The 23,823-nt window shown below is 30.6% G+C and carries 18 protein-coding genes and 1 riboswitch; all 18 genes read right to left on the bottom strand.

Annotated features, from left to right (window positions below; translation table 11 throughout):
- Nucleotides 1–354 precede the first annotated feature (354 nt).
- Nucleotides 355–1,887 carry a glutamine-hydrolyzing GMP synthase gene (guaA, locus tag T483_RS0108985; protein WP_026886562.1) on the bottom strand — a complete coding sequence of 511 codons (1,533 nt, stop codon included), beginning with the start codon at nucleotides 1,885–1,887 and terminating at the stop codon, nucleotides 355–357.
- 191 nt (nucleotides 1,888–2,078) lie between these two features.
- Nucleotides 2,079–3,536, bottom strand: a complete 1,458-nt coding sequence (gene guaB / locus T483_RS0108990) for an IMP dehydrogenase (protein WP_026886563.1) — start codon at nucleotides 3,534–3,536, stop codon at nucleotides 2,079–2,081.
- Between the two features lie 149 nt (nucleotides 3,537–3,685).
- Nucleotides 3,686–3,783, bottom strand: a riboswitch (purine riboswitch).
- Nucleotides 3,784–3,895: 112 nt separating this feature from the next.
- Nucleotides 3,896–4,327 carry a type II secretion system protein gene (locus T483_RS0108995; RefSeq protein ID WP_026886564.1) on the bottom strand — a complete coding sequence of 144 codons (432 nt, stop codon included), beginning with the start codon at nucleotides 4,325–4,327 and terminating at the stop codon, nucleotides 3,896–3,898.
- A gap of 359 nt (nucleotides 4,328–4,686) precedes the next feature.
- Nucleotides 4,687–6,312: a chaperonin GroEL gene (groL, locus tag T483_RS0109000; RefSeq protein ID WP_026886565.1), complete on the bottom strand. Its 1,626-nt coding sequence runs from the start codon at nucleotides 6,310–6,312 to the stop codon at nucleotides 4,687–4,689.
- Nucleotides 6,313–6,403: 91 nt separating this feature from the next.
- The gene (gene groES, locus T483_RS0109005; RefSeq protein ID WP_026886566.1) at nucleotides 6,404–6,688 is read right to left on the bottom strand and encodes a co-chaperone GroES; all 285 of its coding nucleotides are present in this window, start codon (nucleotides 6,686–6,688) and stop codon (nucleotides 6,404–6,406) included.
- Between the two features lie 308 nt (nucleotides 6,689–6,996).
- Nucleotides 6,997–8,487: a 4Fe-4S dicluster domain-containing protein gene (locus tag T483_RS0109010; protein WP_026886567.1), complete on the bottom strand. Its 1,491-nt coding sequence runs from the start codon at nucleotides 8,485–8,487 to the stop codon at nucleotides 6,997–6,999.
- A gap of 381 nt (nucleotides 8,488–8,868) precedes the next feature.
- On the bottom strand, nucleotides 8,869–9,795 hold the full coding sequence (locus T483_RS0109015; protein ID WP_026886568.1) for a DNA-3-methyladenine glycosylase family protein: 927 nt from the start codon (nucleotides 9,793–9,795) through the stop codon (nucleotides 8,869–8,871).
- 689 nt (nucleotides 9,796–10,484) lie between these two features.
- Nucleotides 10,485–11,333 carry a 3-hydroxybutyryl-CoA dehydrogenase gene (locus T483_RS0109020; RefSeq protein WP_026886569.1) on the bottom strand — a complete coding sequence of 283 codons (849 nt, stop codon included), beginning with the start codon at nucleotides 11,331–11,333 and terminating at the stop codon, nucleotides 10,485–10,487.
- A 192-nt stretch (nucleotides 11,334–11,525) separates the two neighbouring features.
- Nucleotides 11,526–12,533 carry an electron transfer flavoprotein subunit alpha/FixB family protein gene (locus T483_RS0109025; RefSeq protein WP_026886570.1) on the bottom strand — a complete coding sequence of 336 codons (1,008 nt, stop codon included), beginning with the start codon at nucleotides 12,531–12,533 and terminating at the stop codon, nucleotides 11,526–11,528.
- Between the two features lie 22 nt (nucleotides 12,534–12,555).
- Nucleotides 12,556–13,335, bottom strand: a complete 780-nt coding sequence (locus T483_RS0109030; protein ID WP_026886571.1) for an electron transfer flavoprotein subunit beta/FixA family protein — start codon at nucleotides 13,333–13,335, stop codon at nucleotides 12,556–12,558.
- Between the two features lie 13 nt (nucleotides 13,336–13,348).
- Nucleotides 13,349–14,488 carry an acyl-CoA dehydrogenase gene (locus tag T483_RS0109035; protein ID WP_026886572.1) on the bottom strand — a complete coding sequence of 380 codons (1,140 nt, stop codon included), beginning with the start codon at nucleotides 14,486–14,488 and terminating at the stop codon, nucleotides 13,349–13,351.
- A gap of 85 nt (nucleotides 14,489–14,573) precedes the next feature.
- Nucleotides 14,574–15,359, bottom strand: a complete 786-nt coding sequence (locus T483_RS0109040) for a short-chain-enoyl-CoA hydratase (protein WP_026886573.1) — start codon at nucleotides 15,357–15,359, stop codon at nucleotides 14,574–14,576.
- 382 nt (nucleotides 15,360–15,741) lie between these two features.
- Nucleotides 15,742–16,377, bottom strand: coding sequence for a redox-sensing transcriptional repressor Rex (locus T483_RS0109045; protein WP_026886574.1), 636 nt, complete (start codon nucleotides 16,375–16,377; stop codon nucleotides 15,742–15,744).
- A 533-nt stretch (nucleotides 16,378–16,910) separates the two neighbouring features.
- Nucleotides 16,911–17,492 carry a zinc dependent phospholipase C family protein gene (locus T483_RS0109050; protein ID WP_026886575.1) on the bottom strand — a complete coding sequence of 194 codons (582 nt, stop codon included), beginning with the start codon at nucleotides 17,490–17,492 and terminating at the stop codon, nucleotides 16,911–16,913.
- A 713-nt stretch (nucleotides 17,493–18,205) separates the two neighbouring features.
- On the bottom strand, nucleotides 18,206–19,273 hold the full coding sequence (locus tag T483_RS0109055) for a mannose-1-phosphate guanylyltransferase (RefSeq protein ID WP_026886576.1): 1,068 nt from the start codon (nucleotides 19,271–19,273) through the stop codon (nucleotides 18,206–18,208).
- Between the two features lie 282 nt (nucleotides 19,274–19,555).
- Nucleotides 19,556–20,233 carry a transaldolase family protein gene (locus T483_RS0109060; protein ID WP_026886577.1) on the bottom strand — a complete coding sequence of 226 codons (678 nt, stop codon included), beginning with the start codon at nucleotides 20,231–20,233 and terminating at the stop codon, nucleotides 19,556–19,558.
- A 216-nt stretch (nucleotides 20,234–20,449) separates the two neighbouring features.
- On the bottom strand, nucleotides 20,450–21,385 hold the full coding sequence (locus tag T483_RS0109065) for a glycyl-radical enzyme activating protein (protein WP_026886578.1): 936 nt from the start codon (nucleotides 21,383–21,385) through the stop codon (nucleotides 20,450–20,452).
- Between the two features lie 3 nt (nucleotides 21,386–21,388).
- The gene (locus tag T483_RS0109070; protein WP_026886579.1) at nucleotides 21,389–23,743 is read right to left on the bottom strand and encodes a glycyl radical protein; all 2,355 of its coding nucleotides are present in this window, start codon (nucleotides 23,741–23,743) and stop codon (nucleotides 21,389–21,391) included.
- Between the last annotated feature and the right edge of the window lie 80 nt (nucleotides 23,744–23,823).

Here is a 23,823-nt window from a genome sequence, read left to right on the forward strand (position 1 = left end):
TAATCAGCATAATCTTACACTTAATTATTACTAAAGCTATTAATTAAAGCACTACTACGCCTAAATTATTAATAATTTATCTGTAAAATTTAATAATTATCTAATAATATATTATGCTGTTATACTTTATTTGCTATTAGTTAGAGAAAATATGTATTTACTGCCTGTTCCTTAGGTGCTTATAGCACTTAATATTCTACCCTCCATATCACTGAATAATTAATGCTTTATATTCTCAAGTCTTTCGACTTAAAATACAATAAAAAAGCTTAGATACTAACAATTTAATAGTATCTAAGCTTTCTCATCAAATTTCATCTAAATTCCTATCAACATTTTGTTTAACTTATAGATTTATTCCCACTCAATGGTTGCTGGTGGTTTTGATGTTATGTCATAAACAATTCTGTTTACTCCATTAACTTCATTTACAATTCTTCTGCTTACTAAATCTAGAATTTCGTACGGTATTCTTGCCCATTCAGATGTCATTGCATCACTTGATGTAACAGCTCTTAAAGCTACTGTATGAGAATATGTTCTTTCATCTCCCATAACTCCAACAGAGCGGATATTAGGCAAACAAGCAAAGTATTGCCAAATAGATTCATCAAGATTTGCATTTGCAATTTCTTCTCTGAATATTGCATCTGCTTCTCTAACTATTTCAAGTTTTTCTTCTGTAATTTCACCTAAAACTCTAATAGCAAGGCCTGGACCCGGGAATGGCTGTCTCCAGACTAATTTATGAGGAATTCCAAGTTCCTCTCCAACCGCTCTAACTTCATCTTTAAATAATTCTCTTAATGGTTCTATAAGCTCAAATTGCATATCTTCTGGAAGTCCACCAACATTATGATGAGACTTTATAGTTGCCGATGTTTTAGTTCCACTTTCTACGATATCTGGATAAATTGTTCCTTGAACAAGATAATCAATTTGACCAACCTTTTTAGCTTCTTCTTCAAAAACTCTTATAAATTCTTCACCAATTATTTTCCTCTTAGTTTCAGGATCAGATACTCCTGCAAGTTTTCCTAAGAATCTATCTTGAACGTTAACTCGCTTAATGTTCATATCAAATTCTTTCTTAAATACTCTTTCAACAGTATCGCCTTCATCTTTTCTGAGTAAACCATGATCAACAAAAATACAAGTAAGATTATGGCCAATAGCCTTATGTACAATCATAGCTGCTACTGAAGAGTCAACTCCACCAGATAAAGCACATAACACTTTCTTATCCCCAACTAATTCTTTTATTTCTTTTATTTTTTCTTCTGCAAAAGATCCCATAGACCAGCTGTTTTCTAAGCCGCAGATATTATGTATAAAGTTTTCTAACATTTTTTGCCCAAATTGAGTGTGTTCAACTTCTGCATGGAATTGAACTCCATAAAGCCTCTTTTCTTCATTCTCCATTGCTGCAACAGGACAAACTTCTGTAGTTGCTATTACCTTAAATCCTTTTGGCGCTTCTTCAATGTAATCAGTATGACTCATCCAAGCTATGCCATCAGTTTCAATTCCTTCAAATAACTTAGATGATTTATCTATCTTTACATTTGTTTTACCATATTCTCTTACTGGTGCTGTAGAAACTTTTCCGCCTAGTAAATGTGCCATTAATTGATCACCATAACATATTCCAAGTACTGGCACTCCTAGTTCAAATACTTCTTTTTCTACAGTTGGAGTATTTTCCCCATAAACACTGTTAGGACCGCCTGTAAATATTATACCTTTTGGATTTTTAGCTTTTATCTTTTCAATAGTATAGTCATATGGAATAATCTCGCAATAAACGCCACATTCTCTTACTCTTCTCGCTATCAATTGGTTATATTGTCCACCAAAATCAACAACTAAAACTAAATCTCTTTTCATGTTCTCCTCCTAAACTGTTCTTATAAATTCTATTATCAACTAAATAATTCTTTTTATCAACAAATTGAGATAATTTTCGTCGAAAATTATAAATAATAGTATGAAAACCTATATAATTATTAGCCAATTAAATCAAATAATGCACAGTTCACATAAGTGGTATATTTTATGATTGTGAACTGTGCATCTTACTATTGTCCTACACTATAATTAGGTGCTTCCTTAGTAATATTAATATCATGCGGATGACTTTCTCTTTGACCTGAAGCTGTTTGAACTACAAAATTAGCCGTTTCATATAAAATTTCAAAACTCTTTGCTCCTAAATATCCCATTCCCGACTTAATTCCGCCCAATAATTGGAATATAGTATCTGACACAAAGCCTTTATATGCCACTCTACCTTCAACACCTTCTGGTACTAACTTTTTATTTCCTTCTTGGAAATATCTATCTTTAGATCCACACTCCATAGCAGCTAAAGATCCCATTCCTCTATAAACTTTATAGCTTCTTCCTTGATATATTTCCATTTCCCCCGGCGCTTCTTCGCATCCTGCAAATAATGATCCCATCATTGCAGCAGATGCTCCTGCTGCTAGTGCTTTCACTATATCCCCTGAATACTTAAGTCCACCATCTGCAATTATAGGAACTCCATACTTCTTACCTACTTCTGCACAATCCATAACTGCAGTTAATTGAGGTACTCCAACCCCTGCTACTACTCTAGTAGTACAGATTGACCCTGGTCCAATACCAACCTTAACACAATCTGCTCCAGCTTTTATTAAATCCTCTGTAGCTTCTGCTGTAGCAACATTTCCAGCTATAACTTGAAGATTAGGATGTACTTTCTTTATTTGTGCAACAGCATCCAAAACTCCTTTTGAATGTCCATGTGCCGTATCAAGAGTTATAACATCAACTTGAGCTTTAACTAATGCATCAACTCTTTCCATCATGTTTCCAGTTACACCTACTGCTGCACCACATAATAATCTACCTTTTTTATCTTTTGCAGCATTTGGAAACTTTCTAACTTTTTCAATATCTTTCATTGTAATTAATCCCTTTAGACGTCCGTCAATATCAACTAAAGGTAACTTTTCTACTTTATGTTTTTTTAATATTTCTTTTGCTTCTTCCACAGTAGTATTTTCTGAAGCAGTTATTAAATTATCTTTTGTCATTACTTCAGAGATCTTTCTTTGGTAATTTGTTTCAAATATTATGTCTCTGTTTGTAATTATTCCGATTAATTTTCCATCTTCAGTCGTTATTGGAACTCCTGATATTCTGTATTGCGCCATTAAATTCTCTGCATCCTGGATAAGATGATCCTGAGATAAAAATATAGGATCTGTAATTACTCCATTCTCTTGTCTCTTAACTCTGTCTACTTCTTTTGCTTGCTCTTCAATAGTCATATTTTTATGTATTATTCCAATTCCGCCTTCTCTTGCAACAGCAATTGCCATTTTCGACTCAGTTACAGTATCCATTCCTGCACTCATTAAAGGAATATTTAATTCTATAGTCTTAGTTATTCTTGTCTTTGTACTCACTTCTCTTGGTAATATATCCGATTTATTAGGTACCAATAATACATCATCAAAAGTATATGCTGTCTTAATTATTTTTCCCATTATATATAAATCCTCCTATTTTTGAATTATTTATTTCATTTTTTACATTTTATGATTTATAAATTGCATAGTTTGTACTATTTTATTGTATAAAAAAAGCACATTAACCTCAAAAGTGATGTTAATATGCCAATAAATCTATAGATTTAGCCTATACTAATATCACTTATAGTCGGAAATTTACGGCTCCCGGTAGATACTCCTTGCCATATTCAAGGTATATATAAGTTTTTAAATGCGCTATATTTTAAATTAAAATTATTATAATGTATGTACAATCTAAAGTCAATAAATTTGAAGCTAAAATTGCAAATTTACTTCAATAATGTAAGTTAAATTTATTGTTATCGATATCTTTTCTATTTTTTTACATCATCTTTACTAGATCCCTTACTAATTGTAAGCGGATTTAAAACATCTGTGTCTTCTAGGAAATCAAATTCCGCCCCATTTACTATATCATAGCAATTTTTTAGACTTGTGCTGCTAGTATTTAAATTACTTAACTCAACACCATCTAAGTATTTGCTAATTCCTTTATTGTTTACAGCCGAACTTACAATCGTATTTTCACTCAAAGGGGAATCACTTTTTAAGTTATATGATTCAACGGCCATTATGATTTTTCTGGATTGATCTACCACTTTAACTTTTTTTGCTTCATTTATATAGCCATTTACTTTAGGTAAAATAGCAACAGCTAAAATCCCAATAATTGCAATGACTGCAATCATTTCAATTAGTGTAAAAGCTTCCCTCTTTCTTTTCTTGCATAAGCTTTTTTTTGACATAATATATTTGAACCTAAATTTACATTTAATATATGAAAAAATCATTATATATTATCCATCTCCTATTAGCCTTTTTATTTAAATTATCTCTAATCAGCAACTTTTTATACACTTAATGGAAAATTTTTCATAATGATTTATAATATTCGCCTTTAATATATAAGCTTTGATAATAAACTTGTAATACTATTAGCTTAATTAGTTCAATAAGCTTAATATATGACGCCTTCAACTCAAAGTATATAGATAATATAATGGCTATTAGATACTTTACTTTTAATATTTGAAAGTAAAAATAGAGAAAGTACTTATAAGTACTTTCTCTATTTATTATTTTTATATTTTTTAACTTATATATTTTAGTACATTCCGTCCATTCCCATTCCTGGAGCACCTGGCATTGGTGTTTCCTTTGCTGGAATATCAGCAACAGCTGCTTCTGTTGTTAAGAATGTTGATGCTACTGACGCTGCATTTTGAAGAGCTGATCTAGTAACCTTAGTTGGATCAACAATTCCACCCTTAATCATATTGATGTATTCTCCATGTAATGCATCATATCCTATTCCTGCTTCACTTTTCTTAACTTTTTCAATTATTACTGAACCTTCTACTCCAGCATTAGTAGCTATTTGCCTTACTGGTTCTTCTAAAGCTTTAACTATTATATTGATACCAACTTGTGTATCAACAACATCTGAAGTTAATTTAGCAACTTCTTTAATAACATTAACATAAGCAGTTCCACCACCAGCTACTATTCCTTCTTCAACAGCAGCTTTTGTTGCAGCCAATGCGTCTTCTATTCTAAGTTTCTTTTCTTTCAATTCAGTTTCAGTTGCTGCACCAACTTTAATTACTGCAACGCCTCCAGCTAACTTAGCTAATCTTTCTTGTAATTTTTCTTTATCAAATTCTGAAGAAGTTTCTTCTATTTGAGCTTTAATTTGATTGATTCTTTCCTTTATTGAATTAGAATCACCTTTACCATTAACTATAACAGTATTTTCTTTATTTACTTTAACGCTATCAGCTGTACCTAACATGTCAATAGTAACTTCTTTTAATTCTCTGCCTAATTCTTCAGCTATAACTGTTCCACCAGTTAATGTTGCAATATCTTGTAACATTTCTTTTCTTCTATCTCCAAATCCTGGTGCCTTAACAGCTACACAAGTAAATGTTCCTCTTAATTTATTAACTACTAATGTAGCCATTGCTTCTCCTTCAATGTCTTCAGCAATGATTAATAACTTCTTACCAGATTGAACTATTTGCTCAAGTATTGGTAATATTTCTTGTATACTAGAAATTTTCTTATCAGTTATTAATATATATGGATTTTCTAAGACAGCTTCCATCTTTTCAGTATCTGTAGCCATGTAAGGTGATACATATCCTCTATCAAATTGCATACCTTCTACAACATCTAATTCTGTTCCCATTGATTTAGATTCTTCGATAGTTATAACGCCTTCGTTTCCTACCTTTTCCATAGCATCTGCTATTAATTTACCAACTTCTTCATCAGAAGCTGAAATTGCAGCAACTCTAGCTATATCTTCTTTTCCCTCTACTTGTTTAGAAATCTTTTTTATTTCCTCAACAGCTTTATCTACAGCCATTTTAATACCTGTTCTGATTAGAATTGGATTAGCTCCAGCCGTAACATTCTTTAGACCTTCTCTAATTATTGCTTGAGCAAGTAGTGTTGCAGTTGTAGTTCCATCTCCTGCTACATCATTAGTCTTTGTTGCAACTTCTTTAACCAATTGAGCACCCATGTTTTCATATGGATCTTCTAATTCTATTTCTCTTGCAATTGAAACACCATCATTTGTAATTAATGGCGCACCAAATTTTTTATCTAAAACAACATTTCTTCCTTTAGGTCCTAAAGTTACTTTAACTGTATCTGCTAATTTATCTACACCTATTTGCATAGATCTTCTTGCATCTTCTCCGAATTTTAACATCTTAGCCATTTATATAAACACGCTCCTTATATATGTTATTTATTATCTTTACTAATTGAATTCTTTTTTATATTTAAATATTTAGTTATGAACAATTTAACTATTCAACTATTGCTAGAATATCATCTTGCTTTAATATAGTATATTCTTCACCATCTACCTTTACTTCTGTTCCAGCATATTTTGAATATAATACTCTATCTCCAACTTTAACTTCCATAGCCACTCTATTTCCGTCTACAACAGCTCCAGGTCCTACTGCAACCACTTCTGCTTCTTGTGGTCTTTCCTTTGCAGTACCAGTTAAGACTATTCCACTCTTAGTCTTTTCTTCTGCCTCTAATTTTTTAATTACTACTCTTTCACCAAGTGGTTTAATGTTCATGAAAAAACCCTCCTTAAAATATATATTATCATTTCAGTTTAATTTCTGTTAGCACTCATCATTGTCGAGTGCTAACATAATTATAATATCCTTTATATCCATATAATTCAAACATTACTTCTAATATTATATCCCATTTTTCAGCGAATATTACTTCTTATCTTAAAATATATCGTGTTTACTTAAATTTTCTCAATATTATTATTAATATTGTGAATTTTTAAAATAATAAAAAAACTCTAACCAAATAAAAATATTATTGGTTAGAGTTTTACTCACTAAAATATATTTCAAAAGAAGGATTTATATTATCTTTCTAAGTTTATTTCATGGTATTCTCCTAATGTTGCATTAGCTAATACGCTCTTAGTGCTTGTTTGTTGATTCGTTTTTGTAAATGGCGCTTTAGCCTTCATAGGCGATACAATTTTAGCTGCTCCATTTATGCAACCACCCTCACACATCATACCTTCAATAAAGTTCCCCGGTAATTTTCCAACCTTAGCCATTGTCATAGTCTTTTTAATTTCTGCTCCGCCTGAAATCTTCACTGGCTTAAAGTCAATGTTAACCCCTTTTTCTTGTACATAGTTTTCTATAGCAGCAGTTAATCCACCACCTACAGCAAAGTTTCTACCAAATATTGAAGCTCCATCAACTACTATATCTTCACAAGTTGTAGGATCCACTTCGAATGCATCAAATATAGCTACTAATTCTTCAAAAGTTAATGCATAATCTATAGCATCTTTTATTGATTCTATTAGCACTTCACTTTTCTTAGCTGTACAAGGCCCTATAAATACCACCTTTGCATCTTTATCTTTTGACTTAATATATCTACCTGTTGCTACCATAGGTGAAACTGTTCCTGAAATTTTATCAGCTTGATCTGGCATCATTTTTTCAATATAACTTAGGAATCCTGGACAACACGAATTTGTCATGTAGCTATCCCCATTTTCCATTCTCTCTACAAATTCATTGCTTTCATGTACAGTAACTGCATCTGCTCCACATGCAGCTTCTAACATATCTGTAAAGCCTAATGCCTTAATTGCATTCTTAACTTGTCCATAAGTTGTTTTAGAGCCAAATTGTCCTGTTATTGCTGGTGCAACTACCGCATAAATTTTTTCTTCTTTATCCATTAATCTATTAATAACCTTAACTAATGAACTTTTATCTTCTATGGCTCCAAACGGACATGCTGACATACATGCGCCACAGTTTACACATTTACTCTCTGTAATTTCAGCACTTAAATCTTCTGCATTATAGCTTAGTGCACCTGTTGGACATGATTTCTTGCAAGGTCTCATATCTTCTGCAACCGCATCATAAGGACATGCCTTTTTACACATTCCGCATTCTTTACATTTATCTGGCTCAATATATGCTCTTCCTTCAACATACGTAATCGCTCCAAAGTTACATGCGCTTTGGCATTTATGCGCTATACAATTTCTACAAGAATCAGTAACTTGGAATTTCTTTGTTGGACATCTATCACATGCTTCTTTTATAACATATAATATTTGTTTTTCTTCTTCTATGTTAATTAAATCTTGTCCATGTTTGCCTGTTGGTTTAAATCCTGATGCAAGTTTTGCTCTTTCTAATACTACATTTCTTTCTCGTTCAACTGAATCTCTATATCTAGGTTCTTCTCCCACAATCATAGCATAAGGAATCTTTTCTATTTCCTCTTTACTAATCTTATTTTCTTTCGCTAATACAGCAACTCTAGTAAGAACCTCATGCTTTAAAGCTAAAAGTTGATTCTCAAATTGAAACATTACACACACTCTCCCATGAATAATTTTATCTTACATTTACAATACAAAATAATTATAGCACACTCTTGTTAAAAATATAACAAGTATTATATAATTTAAATTTTCTAAATTTTCTTAATATATGCGCTATTTTCATATGTATATAATGGAATTTCTCAATTATTTTAATTAGAGATTTTTCTTATATTTATGTTCATCTTTTAACCTATCTATTTACTATTATTTGAGTCATATCAATGGATTTATATAATATTCCCATCAATATATTAATGATAAATTATTAACATTATAGAACGTATTATTTGGTATTTTTGACGAAATAAAAAATCTAGAAAATAAAATCCTAGATTATTTATTCTATATCAAACTTTTTAATTTTCTCTATACATTTATCTTGTTTTCTCTTGCATAATAAAATAAATATTGCTGTGCAAAACCTGCTAACTTGCCAAACTTATTCCTTCCAAAAATTCTAATCTTATTCAAAGAAGCATCTTCTGCCCCATAAAAATGAATCATCGCACGTTTAACCCATACATCCACTGGGAACGCTGAAGTCTTTTCCATTGAAAATAACATTATACAGTCAGCCACCTTCGAACCAACACCTTTAAATTCTTGAAGTGCATTATGACATTCATCATCATCCAAATTTTTAATATAATCCAAATCATACTTTATATATTCATTTGTATCATTTGTTCTCAAGTTCTCATTTTCCATTTTAGAAGTAAATACATTTTTTATTGTATCGAAAATATATTTACTTCTAAAAGATGCTCCTGTCTCCTGTATTTCTTCTAATGTAGCATCTTTTATTTCATCTATATTGGGAAACGCATAATAAATTTTATTCTTATAAGTAATTTCTTTTCCCCATTTATTAGATATCTTATTTACAGTCTTTTTTATTGATGGTATATTATTTCTCGCTGAAATAATAAAACTAAGCAACATTTCAAACGGATCCTGATTCAGAACTCTAACACCATATCCAAATTCAATACTTTGTTTAAGTAAAACATCTTTTGAAAGCTCATCTTTTATAATCGAGTAATCCCTATCTAGATCAAAGTATTTAAGCCAAATATTTTGAAAATCTTCCTTAGTAGAATTATAAATTATTACGTCATTTCCATCTTCTTTAATTTCAATCAATTTTCCAAAAGCAATTACAATAAAATTATTTTCTGCTATCTCTTCAAATCTAAAAATTTGTCCACACTCAAATATATGTTTTAATTTAAAGTTACTTACTTCCTTTATTCTTAAATAATTATCATAAAACTCTACAGACTTATAATCCATTTCATTCTCCTTCTCCCTTGCAGTATAAAATCCAAATCTACTTAGCCAAAAATATAAAGCTAAAATACTTTTTACATCTGTATAATATGTAATTCATTCCTCATAAAATTATTTAGTTTATATCACCTGATAGCTTAATATAAAACTCAACTAACTAAACGCCTAGAACATTTATATTCAAATTATATTTTTACCTTTTTAGTAAAATGATTAATAAACATAATACTTTATCAACTTTAGTTTACACTTATTTCATTCATATATTCTTCTTCAATTAATATATTTCACGCTAAATTCTTCTCCTAAATCTATACCAAGATTGATATTGACTACTTTAGCGTATATAATATCCATATATAACCTTTAGTTACATTTTTTCTTTAAACACTCAATATGTAAATTAAATATAGAAGCAAATTTCAAGAAAATAGTTATTATTTAATATATTATATCACTTACTTACTATTAATAAAATATTTTGTTGAACTTTACAATATTCTTTTACTTGAATCTTCTTATAGCCTTTTCATAGATTTTTATTTTTACTCTGCTTTTTGAAAAGTTAAATGCTAATATTTAGTACTATCAACACTTATTACGGATTTTTACTGACTAGTGCGTGCCCATGCTTGGCGCACCAAAAAGAAAGACTCAAGCATAAGCTTGAGTCTTCTCATGTATTTATGATATTATTTAGAATAATCATAGAATCCTTTTCCTGATTTTCTTCCAAGCCATCCAGCTCTAACATATTTTCTCAATATGCTACTAGCTCTGTACTTGTTGTCACCTGTTTCAGTGAATAAAACATCCATAATAGCTAAGCAAACATCTAATCCAATAAGATCTCCTAAAGCTAAAGGTCCCATTGGGTGATTAGCACCATATTTCATAGCTGTATCAATATCTTCAACTGAAGCTATTCCTTCTTGTAGGATGAATGAAGCTTCGTTAATCATTGGAATTAAAATTCTGTTTACAACGAATCCTGGAGCTTCTGCAACTTCTACTGGTTCTTTTCCAATAGCAACTGACAATTCCTTAACAGCATCAAAAGTTTCTTGAGAAGTAGCTATTCCTTTAATAATTTCAACAAGCTTCATTACTGGAGCTGGATTAAAGAAATGCATTCCGATAACTTTATCAGGTCTCTTTGTAGCTGAAGCAACTTCAGTAATTGATAAAGATGAAGTGTTTGAAGCTAAAATTGCTTCTGGCTTACAAATTCCATCTAATTCTGCAAAGATTTCCTTTTTAATTTTCATGTTTTCGATTGCAGCTTCAACTACTAAATCGCAGTCAGCAGCTAATTTCATATCAGTTGTTCCTGAAATTCTTGAAAGTATAGCTTCTTTATCTTCTTCAGTCATTTTTCCTTTAGCAACTTGCTTTTCTAATCCTTTAGTGATTCCAGCTATTCCTCTGTCAACAAATTCTTCTTTTATATCTCTTACGATTACTTCACAACCTTTTTGAGCGAATGCTTGAACGATACCAGCACCCATAGTTCCTGCTCCAAGTACAAAAATCTTTTTCATGAATTATTCCTCCTCAAAATCTCTTCATTATAGATATCCTTAGCTAAAATATACACTTTAACTAAGGATTAGTTTTATAATTATCTAAATTGTTAATTCTCTGATTATATTGTTAATCAATTGTCTTTTATGTTATATTATTAACTTTCAAAATTATAGTATAACAAAAATATGTCTAAATTAATCAAATAATTATTCAGCGCTCTTTATTTCCTTAACTTGAGCTATTAATTCTGGTACTACTTTAGTAATATCTCCAACTATTGCATAATCAGCAATTTTCATTATTGGAGCTGAATCGTCTTTATTAACAGCAATTATAAGATCTGAATCTTGCATACCAGCAACGTGTTGGATAGCTCCGGAAATACCACAAGCTATATATATTTGAGGTCTAACAGTCTTACCAGTTTGCCCAACTTGGTATGCTCCATCGATCCATCCTTTTTCTACAGCTGCTCTTGATCCAGCTACAGTTCCGCCTAAAGCTTCTGCCAATTCTTTAAGTAATTGGAAGTTTTCTTTATTTCCAACTCCTCTACCACCTGATACGATGAAATCTGCTTCAGCTATATCAACGATATCTTTCTTAGCTTTTATAGTTTCTAAAACTTTGGTTCTAACATCGCTATCTGCTAATTTAACATCAACTTTTTCAATTTTACATTTAGATGGATCAGTTGTAATCTTTGCAAATACTCCTGGTCTTACTGTTGCCATTTGTGGTCTATGTTCTGGACAAGCAATTGTAGCCATTAAGTTACCACCAAATGCTGGTCTTGTAGCTAAAAGATCGCCATTTGTAACATCAACGTCAATTGATGTACAGTCTGCTGTTAATCCTGTTGATAATCTAGCAGCTATTCTTGGACCTAAATCTCTTCCGATGAAAGTAGCTCCGACAAATAATATTCCTGGTTTTCTTTCATTTGCTAAATCACAAATAACTTTTGTGTAAGCATCAGTTGTATAGTGTTCTAAGTTTTTATCATCAGCAACTAAAACTTCATCTGCACCGTGCTCTGCTAAAGTTTTTGCTAATCCTTCTATGTTGCTACCTAATAATAAAGCCGTAAGATTTACTCCTAGTTCATCAGCAATTCTTCTACCTTCACCAAGTAGTTCTAAAGATACTTTTTGTAATTCGCCTTCTCTTTGTTCAGCAAAGACCCAAACGCCTTTGTAATCTGCTATATTCATAATAAATTACCCTCCTATTATCTTAGATGTAGTGTTTTTCTTTTAATTTTCCTACAACATAGTATGCTGCATTTTTAGGTGCTTCTCTTACGATTTCTCCTGCACCTTTAACTTCCTTAGTCATTGACTTCTTAACCTTTGTAGGTGAGCCTTTAAGCCCTAATTCAGCTACATCTACATCTATATCAGCTGCGCTCATAACTTTGATTTCATCATCTGAAGTTTCGAATATATCTACAACATTCATATATCTAGTTTCATTTAATTCTTCGATTGCAGTTAATAGACATGGAGTTTTAACTTCTACTACTTGATGTCCATCCTCTAATGCTCTATTTACTATTAATGTATTTCCTTCAACTTTAACGTCTTGAACGTAAGTTACTTGAGGAATATTTAAATGTTCTGCTATTTCTGGTCCTACTTGTGCAGTATCTCCATCAATTGCTTGTCTTCCAGCAAATACTAAATCATAATCTAATTTAGCTATTACTCCTGCAAGTGCCTTTGAAGTTGCTAATGTATCAGCTCCTCCAAGTGCTCTATCTGTTAATAGGACAGCTTCATCAGCTCCCATACATAATGCTTCTCTTAAAACCGCTTTAGCCATTGGAAGTCCCATACTTATAACAGTAATTTTTCCTCCAACTTTTTCTTTTAATTGTAATGCACCTTCTAAAGCATGCTTATCTTCTGGGTTCATTATTGATGGAACACCATCTCTTATTAATGTACCAGTTTTAGGATCAATTTTTACAGCTGTAGTATCTGGAACTTGTTTTACACAAACTACTATATTCATTCTAAAAGTCCTCCTATCTTAAAATGCTTCCTGCGATAACCATCTTTTGAACTTCTGAAGTTCCTTCGTAGATTTCGCATATTTTAGCATCTCTCATCATTCTTTCTACTGGGTATTCTTTAGTGTAACCATATCCACCAAAGATTTGAACTGCCTTAGTTGTAACTTCCATTGCAACATCTGCAGCAAATAATTTAGCTCTTGCAGCATCTACTGAGTAAGGCTCACCAGCTTGCTTCTTTGTTGCAGCTAGGTATACTAAGTATTTAGCAGCTTGGATTTTAACGTCCATTTCTGCAATATACCATTGTAATCCTTGGAATGCTGATAATGGTTTATTAAACTGTTTTCTTTCTTTCATATAGTTAACAGCTTCTTCAAAAGCTCCTTCTGCAATACCTAAAGCTTGAGCAGCTATACCAATTCTTCCTCCATCAAGAGTCTTCATTGCTATACCAAATCCCTTACCTTCTTTGCTAAGTAGGTTTTCTTTTGGTACTATACAGTTTTCCATAACTAACTCAGTAGTTGAAGATGCTCTGATTCCCATCTTATTTTCTAATTTTCCTATTGAGAATCCTGGGAATGACTTTTCTACTATGAATGCAGAAATTCCTTTTGTTCCTTGACTCTTATCTGTCATAGCAAATATTATGAAAGTTTCAGCAACTCCACCATTTGTTATGAAGATTTTTGAACCATTTAATACATAATGGTCGCCTTCTAATACAGCAGTTGTTTGTTGTCCTGCAGCATCTGTACCAGCACCTGGTTCTGTTAATCCGAAAGCACCGATTTTCTTACCACTACAAAGATCTGGCAAATATTTTGCTCTTTGTTCGTTAGTTCCATTTTCATTAATTACTGATGCACATAATGATGTATGCGCTGAAAGAATAACTCCTGTAGTACCACAAACTTTTGATAATTCTTCCACAGCGATTATATATGAAAGAACATCTCCACCTGCTCCACCAAATTCTTTTGAAAATGGGATACCCATCATCTTAAGCTTAGCCATTTTTTCAACGTTTTCCATAGGGAATCTTTCTGTTTCGTCGATATCAGCAGCTATTGGTTTAACTTCATTTACTGCGAATTCTCTAACCATTTGTTGTACTAATTGTTGTTCTCTAGTTAATTGGAAATTCATTAAATTACCCTCCTTGTTAATTAAACCTATTTGATACAAACTATATATAAATCTCTAATAGATTTTTAACTAATTATTAAAAAAATTATTTATTTTGAAAATTCTTTTCTGCTCTTCTTTCTAAGAATGCAGTCATTCCTTCTGTTTGATCTTCTGTTGCAAAACACTTTCCGAAGTCTTCTGCTTCTATTAATATAGCTGCATCTATATCAACTTGCATCCCTCTATCTATAGCGTCTTTGCAATATGCAACTGCTTTTGGAGCATTAGCAGCAATTTTATTTGCCATAGCCTTTGCTTCATCCATTAAGCTTTCTAATGCAACGATTTTATTTACTAAACCTATTCTGTAAGCTTCTTCAGCATTTATTATGTCGCAAGTATATATTAGTTCTTTAGCTTTTCCTGGTCCTACAATTCTAGCTAATCTTTGAGTTCCACCAAATCCTGGAGTTATTCCAAGTCCCGCTTCTGGTTGACCAAATTTAGCTTTAACTGAAGCTATTCTTATGTCACATGACATAGCAAGTTCACATCCACCACCAAGAGCAAATCCTGATACAGCTGCGATAACTGGCTTATCCAATTTTTCTAATCTTCTGAAGACATTATTCCCCAAAATACCAAATTCTTTACCTTGTTCTTCATTAAGATCTTTCATTTCTGAAATATCTGCTCCAGCAACAAAAGATTTCTCACCAGCACCAGTAACTATAACTGCATACACATTGTTATCTGATTCTAAATCATCTAAAACAACATTTAAATCTTTTAATGTTTCTGAATTTAATGCATTTAATGCCTTTGGTCTATTGATTGTAACAATAGCTAAATGCCCTTCTTTTTCAAGAATAACATTTTTTAATTCCATTCTAAGGACCTCCTTCAAACTTGCTTATTTATTTTTTTAATTTTCACACTATTTTTGATATTTTTAAACTTAATTGTTAATAATATAACAAATTAGCTTAAAAAAATATTAAGACTGTTATGCCTCAATTAAAATTATAATACGTTCCTAGATTATTTGCAATAAAATATTGCGTTATTAATATAAGTTTTTAAGTATATGAAAAAAATAACTGATCAAAGGTATATATCTATTTTCATGGCAATCAGAGAAGAAAACTTTATTCATGTAAAGCTTTTGGATAAAATTTTCTTAAATCTATTTATAAAAATAAATATATATATTTAATCTGTTATTTTTTGAACAAGCTTTAAATAATATATTGCATATAATTATTGATTTTTTAACTTTCACTCTCATTTAACAAGTAAATTAAGGTTAATAAACTTTCACTTAGATGTACATTTTCTACCTTTACATGATCTGGAACTATCAAATCTACAGGAGCGAAATTCCAAATTGCTCTTATTCCACCCTTTATTAACTCATCAGCAACAACTTGTGCATTTTTTCTTGGAACACAAATTATACCAATATCTATTTTTTGTTCTTCTAATATAGACTCCATTTCATCTATATCCATTATCTCTACATCTCTGATTTTCATTCCTATTAATTTAGGATTTGCATCAAATATTGCTGATATTTTAAATCCTAAATTTTCAAATCTAGAATAATTCGAAACTGCTTGCCCTATATTTCCAGCACCGACCAATGCAGCTTCATAACCTCTGTCTAATCCCAATATAGCGCTAATTTGGGTATATAGTTCCTTAACATTATATCCATAACCTTGTTGTCCAAAGTCTCCAAAACAATTTAAATCTTGTCTAATTTGTGATGCAGTAAAGCCAATCTTTTCTCCTAATTCTTTTGAAGAAATTCTATCCACCTCATTTTTCATAAGTTCTTCAAGATATCTATGATATTTAGGCAACCTTTTAATAACTGCCATCGATATATTTTTATGCTTTTCCATATCTACTTTCTCCTATTTCAATACTTTTATATTTTTCGACTCTATAATATTTATATAAAATTATATTATATAATCCCTATTCGGAATTCTATCAATTATAATTAGTCTATTTCTTAACAATTCATTTTAAGAATTATATTTACATTGTTAAATTTTAATTAATTGCTATAATTTATAATTCTACCATATTTCTATATTTTTATGTCAAGCTTAATCAAATTATTTATCCAAAAGTAACTATAAATTTAAAATTTATCTTAATAAACAATAAAACTATGTAGAAAATTTATCACTATAAAACTTTACTTTTTTATATTTTGACCACTTTTTTTAATTTAAACCGCTTTATTTTCAGCTTCTTCCTTATATAACAATAGCAATACTTAAACATGTGTTCAAGACCTTTATTATAACATTGTCATTTTTGTTTATATTAAATGATACTCCTATAAAATCCTATGCTCTTTATCAAATCAAAAAAATATTTCAAAATAATTTTTCAACTATTTTGAAATATTTTTTATCTTAAGAAATTAAATCACTTTACTTACTTTATTTTCATTGATAAACACATTATTTAATATCATATTTAATACACTATCGCAAACATAATATGAAAAAGTCAAATCATTATAGTAATTTATCGTTCCATCATATTGCTTCTGTAGCTGCATTATAAACTCCTCTATATTACTAGAATCTACATGTGTATTTATAATTCCTGTTGGATTAAACGACTTAGCCACCTTAGCTAAGTTTTTCTCATACATCATATGGTGTTTTACTGCACTCGTGCTCTTAAATTCCCATCTATAATAATGTGGTGCACAGAAAAAGTCACATAAAAAGTGACATGTTACTCCAAGTTCTTCACTAAACTTTCCAATTGTCATATCATAATATACTTCTTCCAATGATAGTGAAGATAAATATATAATCTTTTCAATAATCATATCTATGCTTTCATTAAAGTAGTGTTTCTTAAATTTATATTTAGGCGCACAATCAGGTTTCACGTTCCCCCATATAAATCTTTTATTATTAATTAAATAAATACTCTTTGTATTAGCATATTTTATAATATTTTCTGCCATAATTTTATGAGTATTAATCATCAAGGTTTGATCACATCCTCTGAATATTAAATTTTATATTTTATAAACTCCTCATTTAGGCGTTTCGTTATTTTTTCATAAATTAAATTTGTTTTGTATACTTATAATAATACTCTAAACTTAATTTTACAACACTTTATCAACCGATTTCTCTAAGTATTATATGCACTAATACCCAAGAATATCAAAGCTGATAACTTATTAAGTTATATTAACAAAAATATTAGTTTAATATAGCTTAAGCATCTATTCCATAGGATTTCTTTATAAGCTAATTCATATAATTTATGCTATATACTATAATATTAATTACAATATTGAACAAAACATTTAATAACTTAATATATTAATAATTTTATATTGTACCAATTAAGTAATCATAACCTCCTAAAATCTTAATTCAAGCTATCTACATTTGTTATATAAACTCATTCATTATTTTAAACTTTAAATATTGATATCACTTCTAAAATTTTATCTATACATTGCTTTGTATTATGAGTCTGTTCAACGACATCTTCCATCAAGTTAACAACTTCATTAAACTGAGCATAGATTATTGTTGTTCCACTCCCCCCTAATTCGTTACCTGCGAAACTGCGTTTATGGATGTAATAATCTATTCAATTCAACTCGTCTATGCTTTTAAGTTCCTCTCCAAAGATAAATAAGCTGCTTCAGTATCATTAAGATATCTTGAAACAGCTTGCTTACTATAGAAATTTATTATATTCTTTATTTTCGTTGAGCCTATTCAATAAATGTTTTATTTCCTGATCCTTATTTTTATCCATTACAAGAATAACATCTCCAGCATCTACTATAACTAGATCCTTTATTCCAAACCCAATTATTAGATTCTTGTCCCCGAATATGGAGCAATTCTCACAATCATCAATATAAACATTTTTAGATATACTATTATTTCTATAAGTGCTCAGCAGCCTACTTAAAGCTCCAAAACTTCCCATATCATCCCAACTAAAATCACATTTAATAACATAGGCCTTTCTTGTTCTTTGCATAACTCCAAAGTCTATAGAAATTCCGTCTATAAGTTCATATTGCTCTTTTATGACATTCTCTTCGCTTTCCTCCCCTAAATTCTTATATATTTCCATCAGTGATTTATGCAATTTAGGCAAATATTTTTCTATTTCTCTTAGGATAACGTCAGCTCTAAATATAAACATCCCGGAATTCCATAAATAAGTTCCTTTTAATATGAAATCTTTAGCTACCTCTGAATTTGGTTTTTCTGTAAACCTTGCAATTCTATAAGTTGGTATACTTCCAGTAGTTCTTTCACCCATTTCTATATATCCGTATCCTGTTTCAGGTCTATTGGGTTCAATTCCAAGTGTAACAATACACCTTCTCCTATTCGCCATTTCTATTGCTTGCGATAAAGTATCTATATAATTCTTCTCACCTTGAATATAGTGATCTGATGGTAATACAACCATTACTGCATTAGCATCTTGTTTTAATAATCTTACTGCAGACAAACCTATACAAGTTGCAGTTTCCTTATTGGCAGGTTCTACAAAAATATTTTCCTCTCTAATTCCTATTAGTTCATCCTTTACCTTTTCTTTGTAGTCCATATTGGTCACAACATAAATATTATCCCTGTCTATTAATGGTATTATCCTATCAACAGTATTAACTAAGAAACTTTTATCGTTAATTAGCTTTAAAAATTGTTTTGGTTGATCGGCTCTTGATAGAGGATATAGTCTACTGCCCTTACCTCCAGCTAAAATCAGCCCGTATATCACGCATTTTCAACTCCATGTAATGATACTAGTTCATTATATGTTAAAATATTTGTATGTGTGAGTCTCTATCAAAAAGAACAATAAATTATTTACCTTAATTGTATATATCCATGACCATTTCATATTGATCTTCATAGAACTCATAGTACTTGCCATTATATTTATTAATTCTTCATAACTTCCTTTTTCCACAATTTCACGATCATTAGCAACTTTTATTCTTATAGTATTTTTTATTGTTAATTATCTAAATAGAATAACAAATGATGTTCTCCATTCAAATTATAGACCTTCCATTGTGTTTCCTTCACCAACTAGACTATAGAAATCTTTTGTAAATACATCTACTGCATTCTTAGTCGCATCATGTTTTATTAATCCTTCTATTACATCTGGTGCTGCTGTAACTGATCCAATTCCATACTTGCATAAATTTAAAACTTGTTGTGAATTTTTGAAGCTTGCAGCTAATACATCCGAATTTAATCCATGCATTTTAAACATGTCATGAATATCTTTTGCAACTTGAACCCCATCAGCTCCCATATTATCAATCCTATTTACATAAGGTGCTGTATATCTTGCTCCTGCTTTTGCCGCCATGAATGCTTGCATTGAAGTATAAATAGCTGTTGCTGTAATATTTACATTTTCCTTACTTAATAATTTCATAGCTTTTATTCCTTCAGGTGTCACAGGAATTTTAATATAAGTGTCCTTTCCAAGTACTTCAATCATGTGGTGTGCTTCATTAACCATTTTTTCAGCAGTTAATGATACAACTTGAGCATGTAATTGTGCCCCTTCTGGTAAGAATTCTCTAATTTCTTTTAATACCTCCATAGGATTTCCACCTTGTTTTTTTAGAATAGATGGATTAGTTGTCACCCCATCACATGGATAAAACTCATAGATTTTTTTAATAGCTTCTAAATTTGCATCATCAATTAACATTAACATTTTTTTCTCCCTCTCTCTTTTTAATTTCTATATTTAAATTAAGTAAATGCGTTATAAACGCTATAAAACAATACTCTTATTTCAAGAATATATATTCTTATATTGTAATATTCTAAACAATATATATTCTTAAGAATTTTAGAACTTTAGAATATTAGAATAAAAACATTTTTATTTATACCTTTTTATTCAGCAATCAATGAATATATAAAACAACTACTTAACTAAATTTTCTATCCCCGCTGAATAAGCTATATCATAAAAAACCTCCATTTGATTCTCAGTATACATTTTAGGATTCTCCTCAAAACAATACTCTAAATTATTGATTAAGTTATATTTTGATTTTGCAAGTGGATTATAATTTAATAGTTCATACCTTACTTTTGAGTAAATACTTGAAATGTATCTACCTATATCGTAAATATTATTTTTATTTGCTGTAAATTGAGGTATTAATGGAGTTCTTATAATCACACTATCTTTCTTATTGCTTTCTAAAATAAGCTTGATGTTCTTTTTGATTAATTCATTACCTACACCGGTAAAAACCTTATGCTTATCATCATCAAATATCTTTAAATCCGCAAAAATTGTATCTAAATAAGGTAGTGCTTCTACTATATAATCAGCAGGCATGAATAAGGAAGTTTCAATTGCTGTATTTATCCCAGCTTCTTTTAACCTTTTAAGTAATAGGACTGCAAATTCTCTCTGGTACAATGGTTCCCCACCAGATAAAGTTACTCCACCACCGTATTTAAAAAATGCTTTATCCTTCAGTGCTATTTCTATAACTTCATCTAAAGTATAATCTTTAGAATCCATAGTCAATGCACCGGTCGGACAAATATCTGTAACAATTTTATTTTGCTCATCTGTACATTTATCTTGAACAACACATATTTTATTATTTTCTCGTATAACTGATTTATTAGAGCATTTTTTAATACATAAATTACAATTAATACATTTATTTTCAAAATGGATCAAATGTTCCTTTGGAGAAATTCCTTCGGGATTTTGACACCAAACACATTTAAGCGGACATCCTTTTAAAAAAATCGTTGTTCTTATGCCCTCACCATCATGTGTTGAAAATCTCCTTATATCAAAAATCCTTCCTGTTAAAGATGCATAATCTTTTTCCATAAGCTATATATCCCCATAACTTGTTCTTGCTATAATTTCGTTTTGCAATTCTCCTGCAAGTTCAGTGAAATATGCTGTATATCCCGCTACACGTACAGTTAGACTACGATAATTTTCAGGATCCTTTTGTGCTGCTAATAAATCTTCTTTACGCAAAACATTAAATTGAATATGTGGTATTTCTAAATCTACAAAGGTTCTTAAGACTCTTGCAAACTTATCTCTCCCAACCTCATTCTTAAAAAACTCAGGTAAAAACTTCATATTTAATAAACCACCATTAGTAGTTAATACATTATCTAATTTTGATACAGATTTTAAAACAGCAGTAGGTCCCGCAATATCTCTTCCATATACAGGTGACATACCACCATCAGCTAAAGGTGCCTTTGCATGTCTTCCATCTGCAGATGCCCCTACATTTTCCCCCATAGGAACATGGGCTGATACTGTGTACATTCCTGTATGATATTTACCTCCACGGTAGTTTGTATAAGCTTTAAGCTTTCCATTGAAATATCTTGCCCATTTAGCACCAATTTCATCTACCCATTCAATATCGTTCCCGTATTTAGGTGCACGATTTAATAGCATAGCCCTTATTACTTCATATCCCTCAAAGTTATTTTGAAGAGCTTTTAACAAATCCTCTTTAGAAATTCTCTTTTCATCGTATACTAAAAGTTTTATTGCAGCCAAGCTATCTGCTAAATTTGCAACTTGTATCATTTGAATTCCTGACAGATTATATACTGCTCCGCCTGCAGTAACATCTATTCCTTTCTCAATGCAGTCATCAATAACTGACGATAAAAATGGCGAAGGTAAAACATCTATGTGAGCTTTTTCAACTTGTTCACAAGCTAAAATCATTTTATCAACAAAATAATCTATTTGCTTAGCAAATGCTTCCTCTAAATCTTCATACCTTTCGTACGTAGTTAGGTTCCCTAGGCCTTGAGCTAATGAATCTCCTGAAATCAAACATTTTCCACCATTTAGCGTAAGCTCTAAAACCTTATTTAAATTAAACATTGCCGCATCACTCCAACCAAGATTATTACCTTGAGTTGTAAGCTCTACGCATCCAACAATTGCATAGTCTCTTGCATCTTTCTCTTTAATTCCTAAGTCTATCATAGACGGTACTACTGATTCATCATTAAAGAACTGTGGCATTCCACTACCTTTTGCTACAACTTTTATACTCTCTTTTAATAAATCTTCAGATGTGTTTTTATGAAGTCTTACAGATAAATTAGGTTGTGGAAGACCTAAATGTTCTTGAGCTTTTAGGAATAAGAACGATAATTCATTTGAAAAATCATTACCTTTTTCATCTTGGCCACCAATTGCAATATTAAATCCTATAGGAAATCCTGCAAAAAATTTAGCACTATGAGAATTTCTTAAATAAACTATTTCATTAAACTTAAGCCAAAGACATTCAATTATTTCTAAAGCCTTTTCCTCATCTATATTTCCAAGGTGCATATCTCTTTTATAATATGGATATAAGAATTCATCCATTCTTCCTGGTGAGAATGATGATGCATTTGATTCCATATGAAGTATAACAAACAAAAACCAAATTGCTTGCACTGCCTCATGGAAAGTTTGTGCCGGCCTTCTAGAGATATTCTTACAAATCTCTGCAACTTGAAGCATATCTGATACTAATTCTTCCTCGCAGATTGACTCAGCTTTTTCCTTTACCAAATCATGGTATCTCATCATAAATTCTTGAGCACCTTCCATAACAATAATTACACTTTCATAAAATTCCTTACTTTCTTTTGTAGCAATCTTCATTTTTTCAATGGCTCTTTGTTTAATTCCTTCTGGGCCTAAAGCAAGCCACTCTCTGAAATTTGGACAAATATGTCCTTGAGCATGGTCTTTTTGATTTATTTTTACCACTTTTGCAATTTCATCAATTTCTTTTCCATATCTCCGTCTAATGACATCCTCTAATGAGTATCCATCCCAATATGGTTTAATCACTTTTCGAAATGTTTCTATATCATTTAAATTCACATTAAATTTGTCTTGAGGTCTAGTTGGTAGTGTTTCAAATTCTTTATCGATCCATGAACTGCCGCTCTCTGGAAAAACAACACCATATCTAACCCCTTTAGTACGGTTACCTACTATTAACTCTTCATCATCAACACCAATTTCTAATTTTGAAAGAGAATTCTTTAATGCTAATGCTCTTTTTATAATAACTGGCTTATCTTCATTCTCTTTATAAGTTTCAGTTATTATAAGTGCTTGTTCAATAGATGCATATCTTTTTTCGGATAACATCTTCTTCTTTAAATTTTCAATTCTTCGAGACATTGCTAATTCATCCATTTCTCTTTCTCCTTTCCGCTTATTTATTATTATTTACTATTACTATATTCTTATTTTATATTATTTTAAATTAATTTTCA

The organism is Clostridium beijerinckii HUN142, assembly GCF_000621745.1.
GTDB classification, from domain to species: Bacteria; Bacillota; Clostridia; order Clostridiales; family Clostridiaceae; genus Clostridium; species Clostridium beijerinckii_A.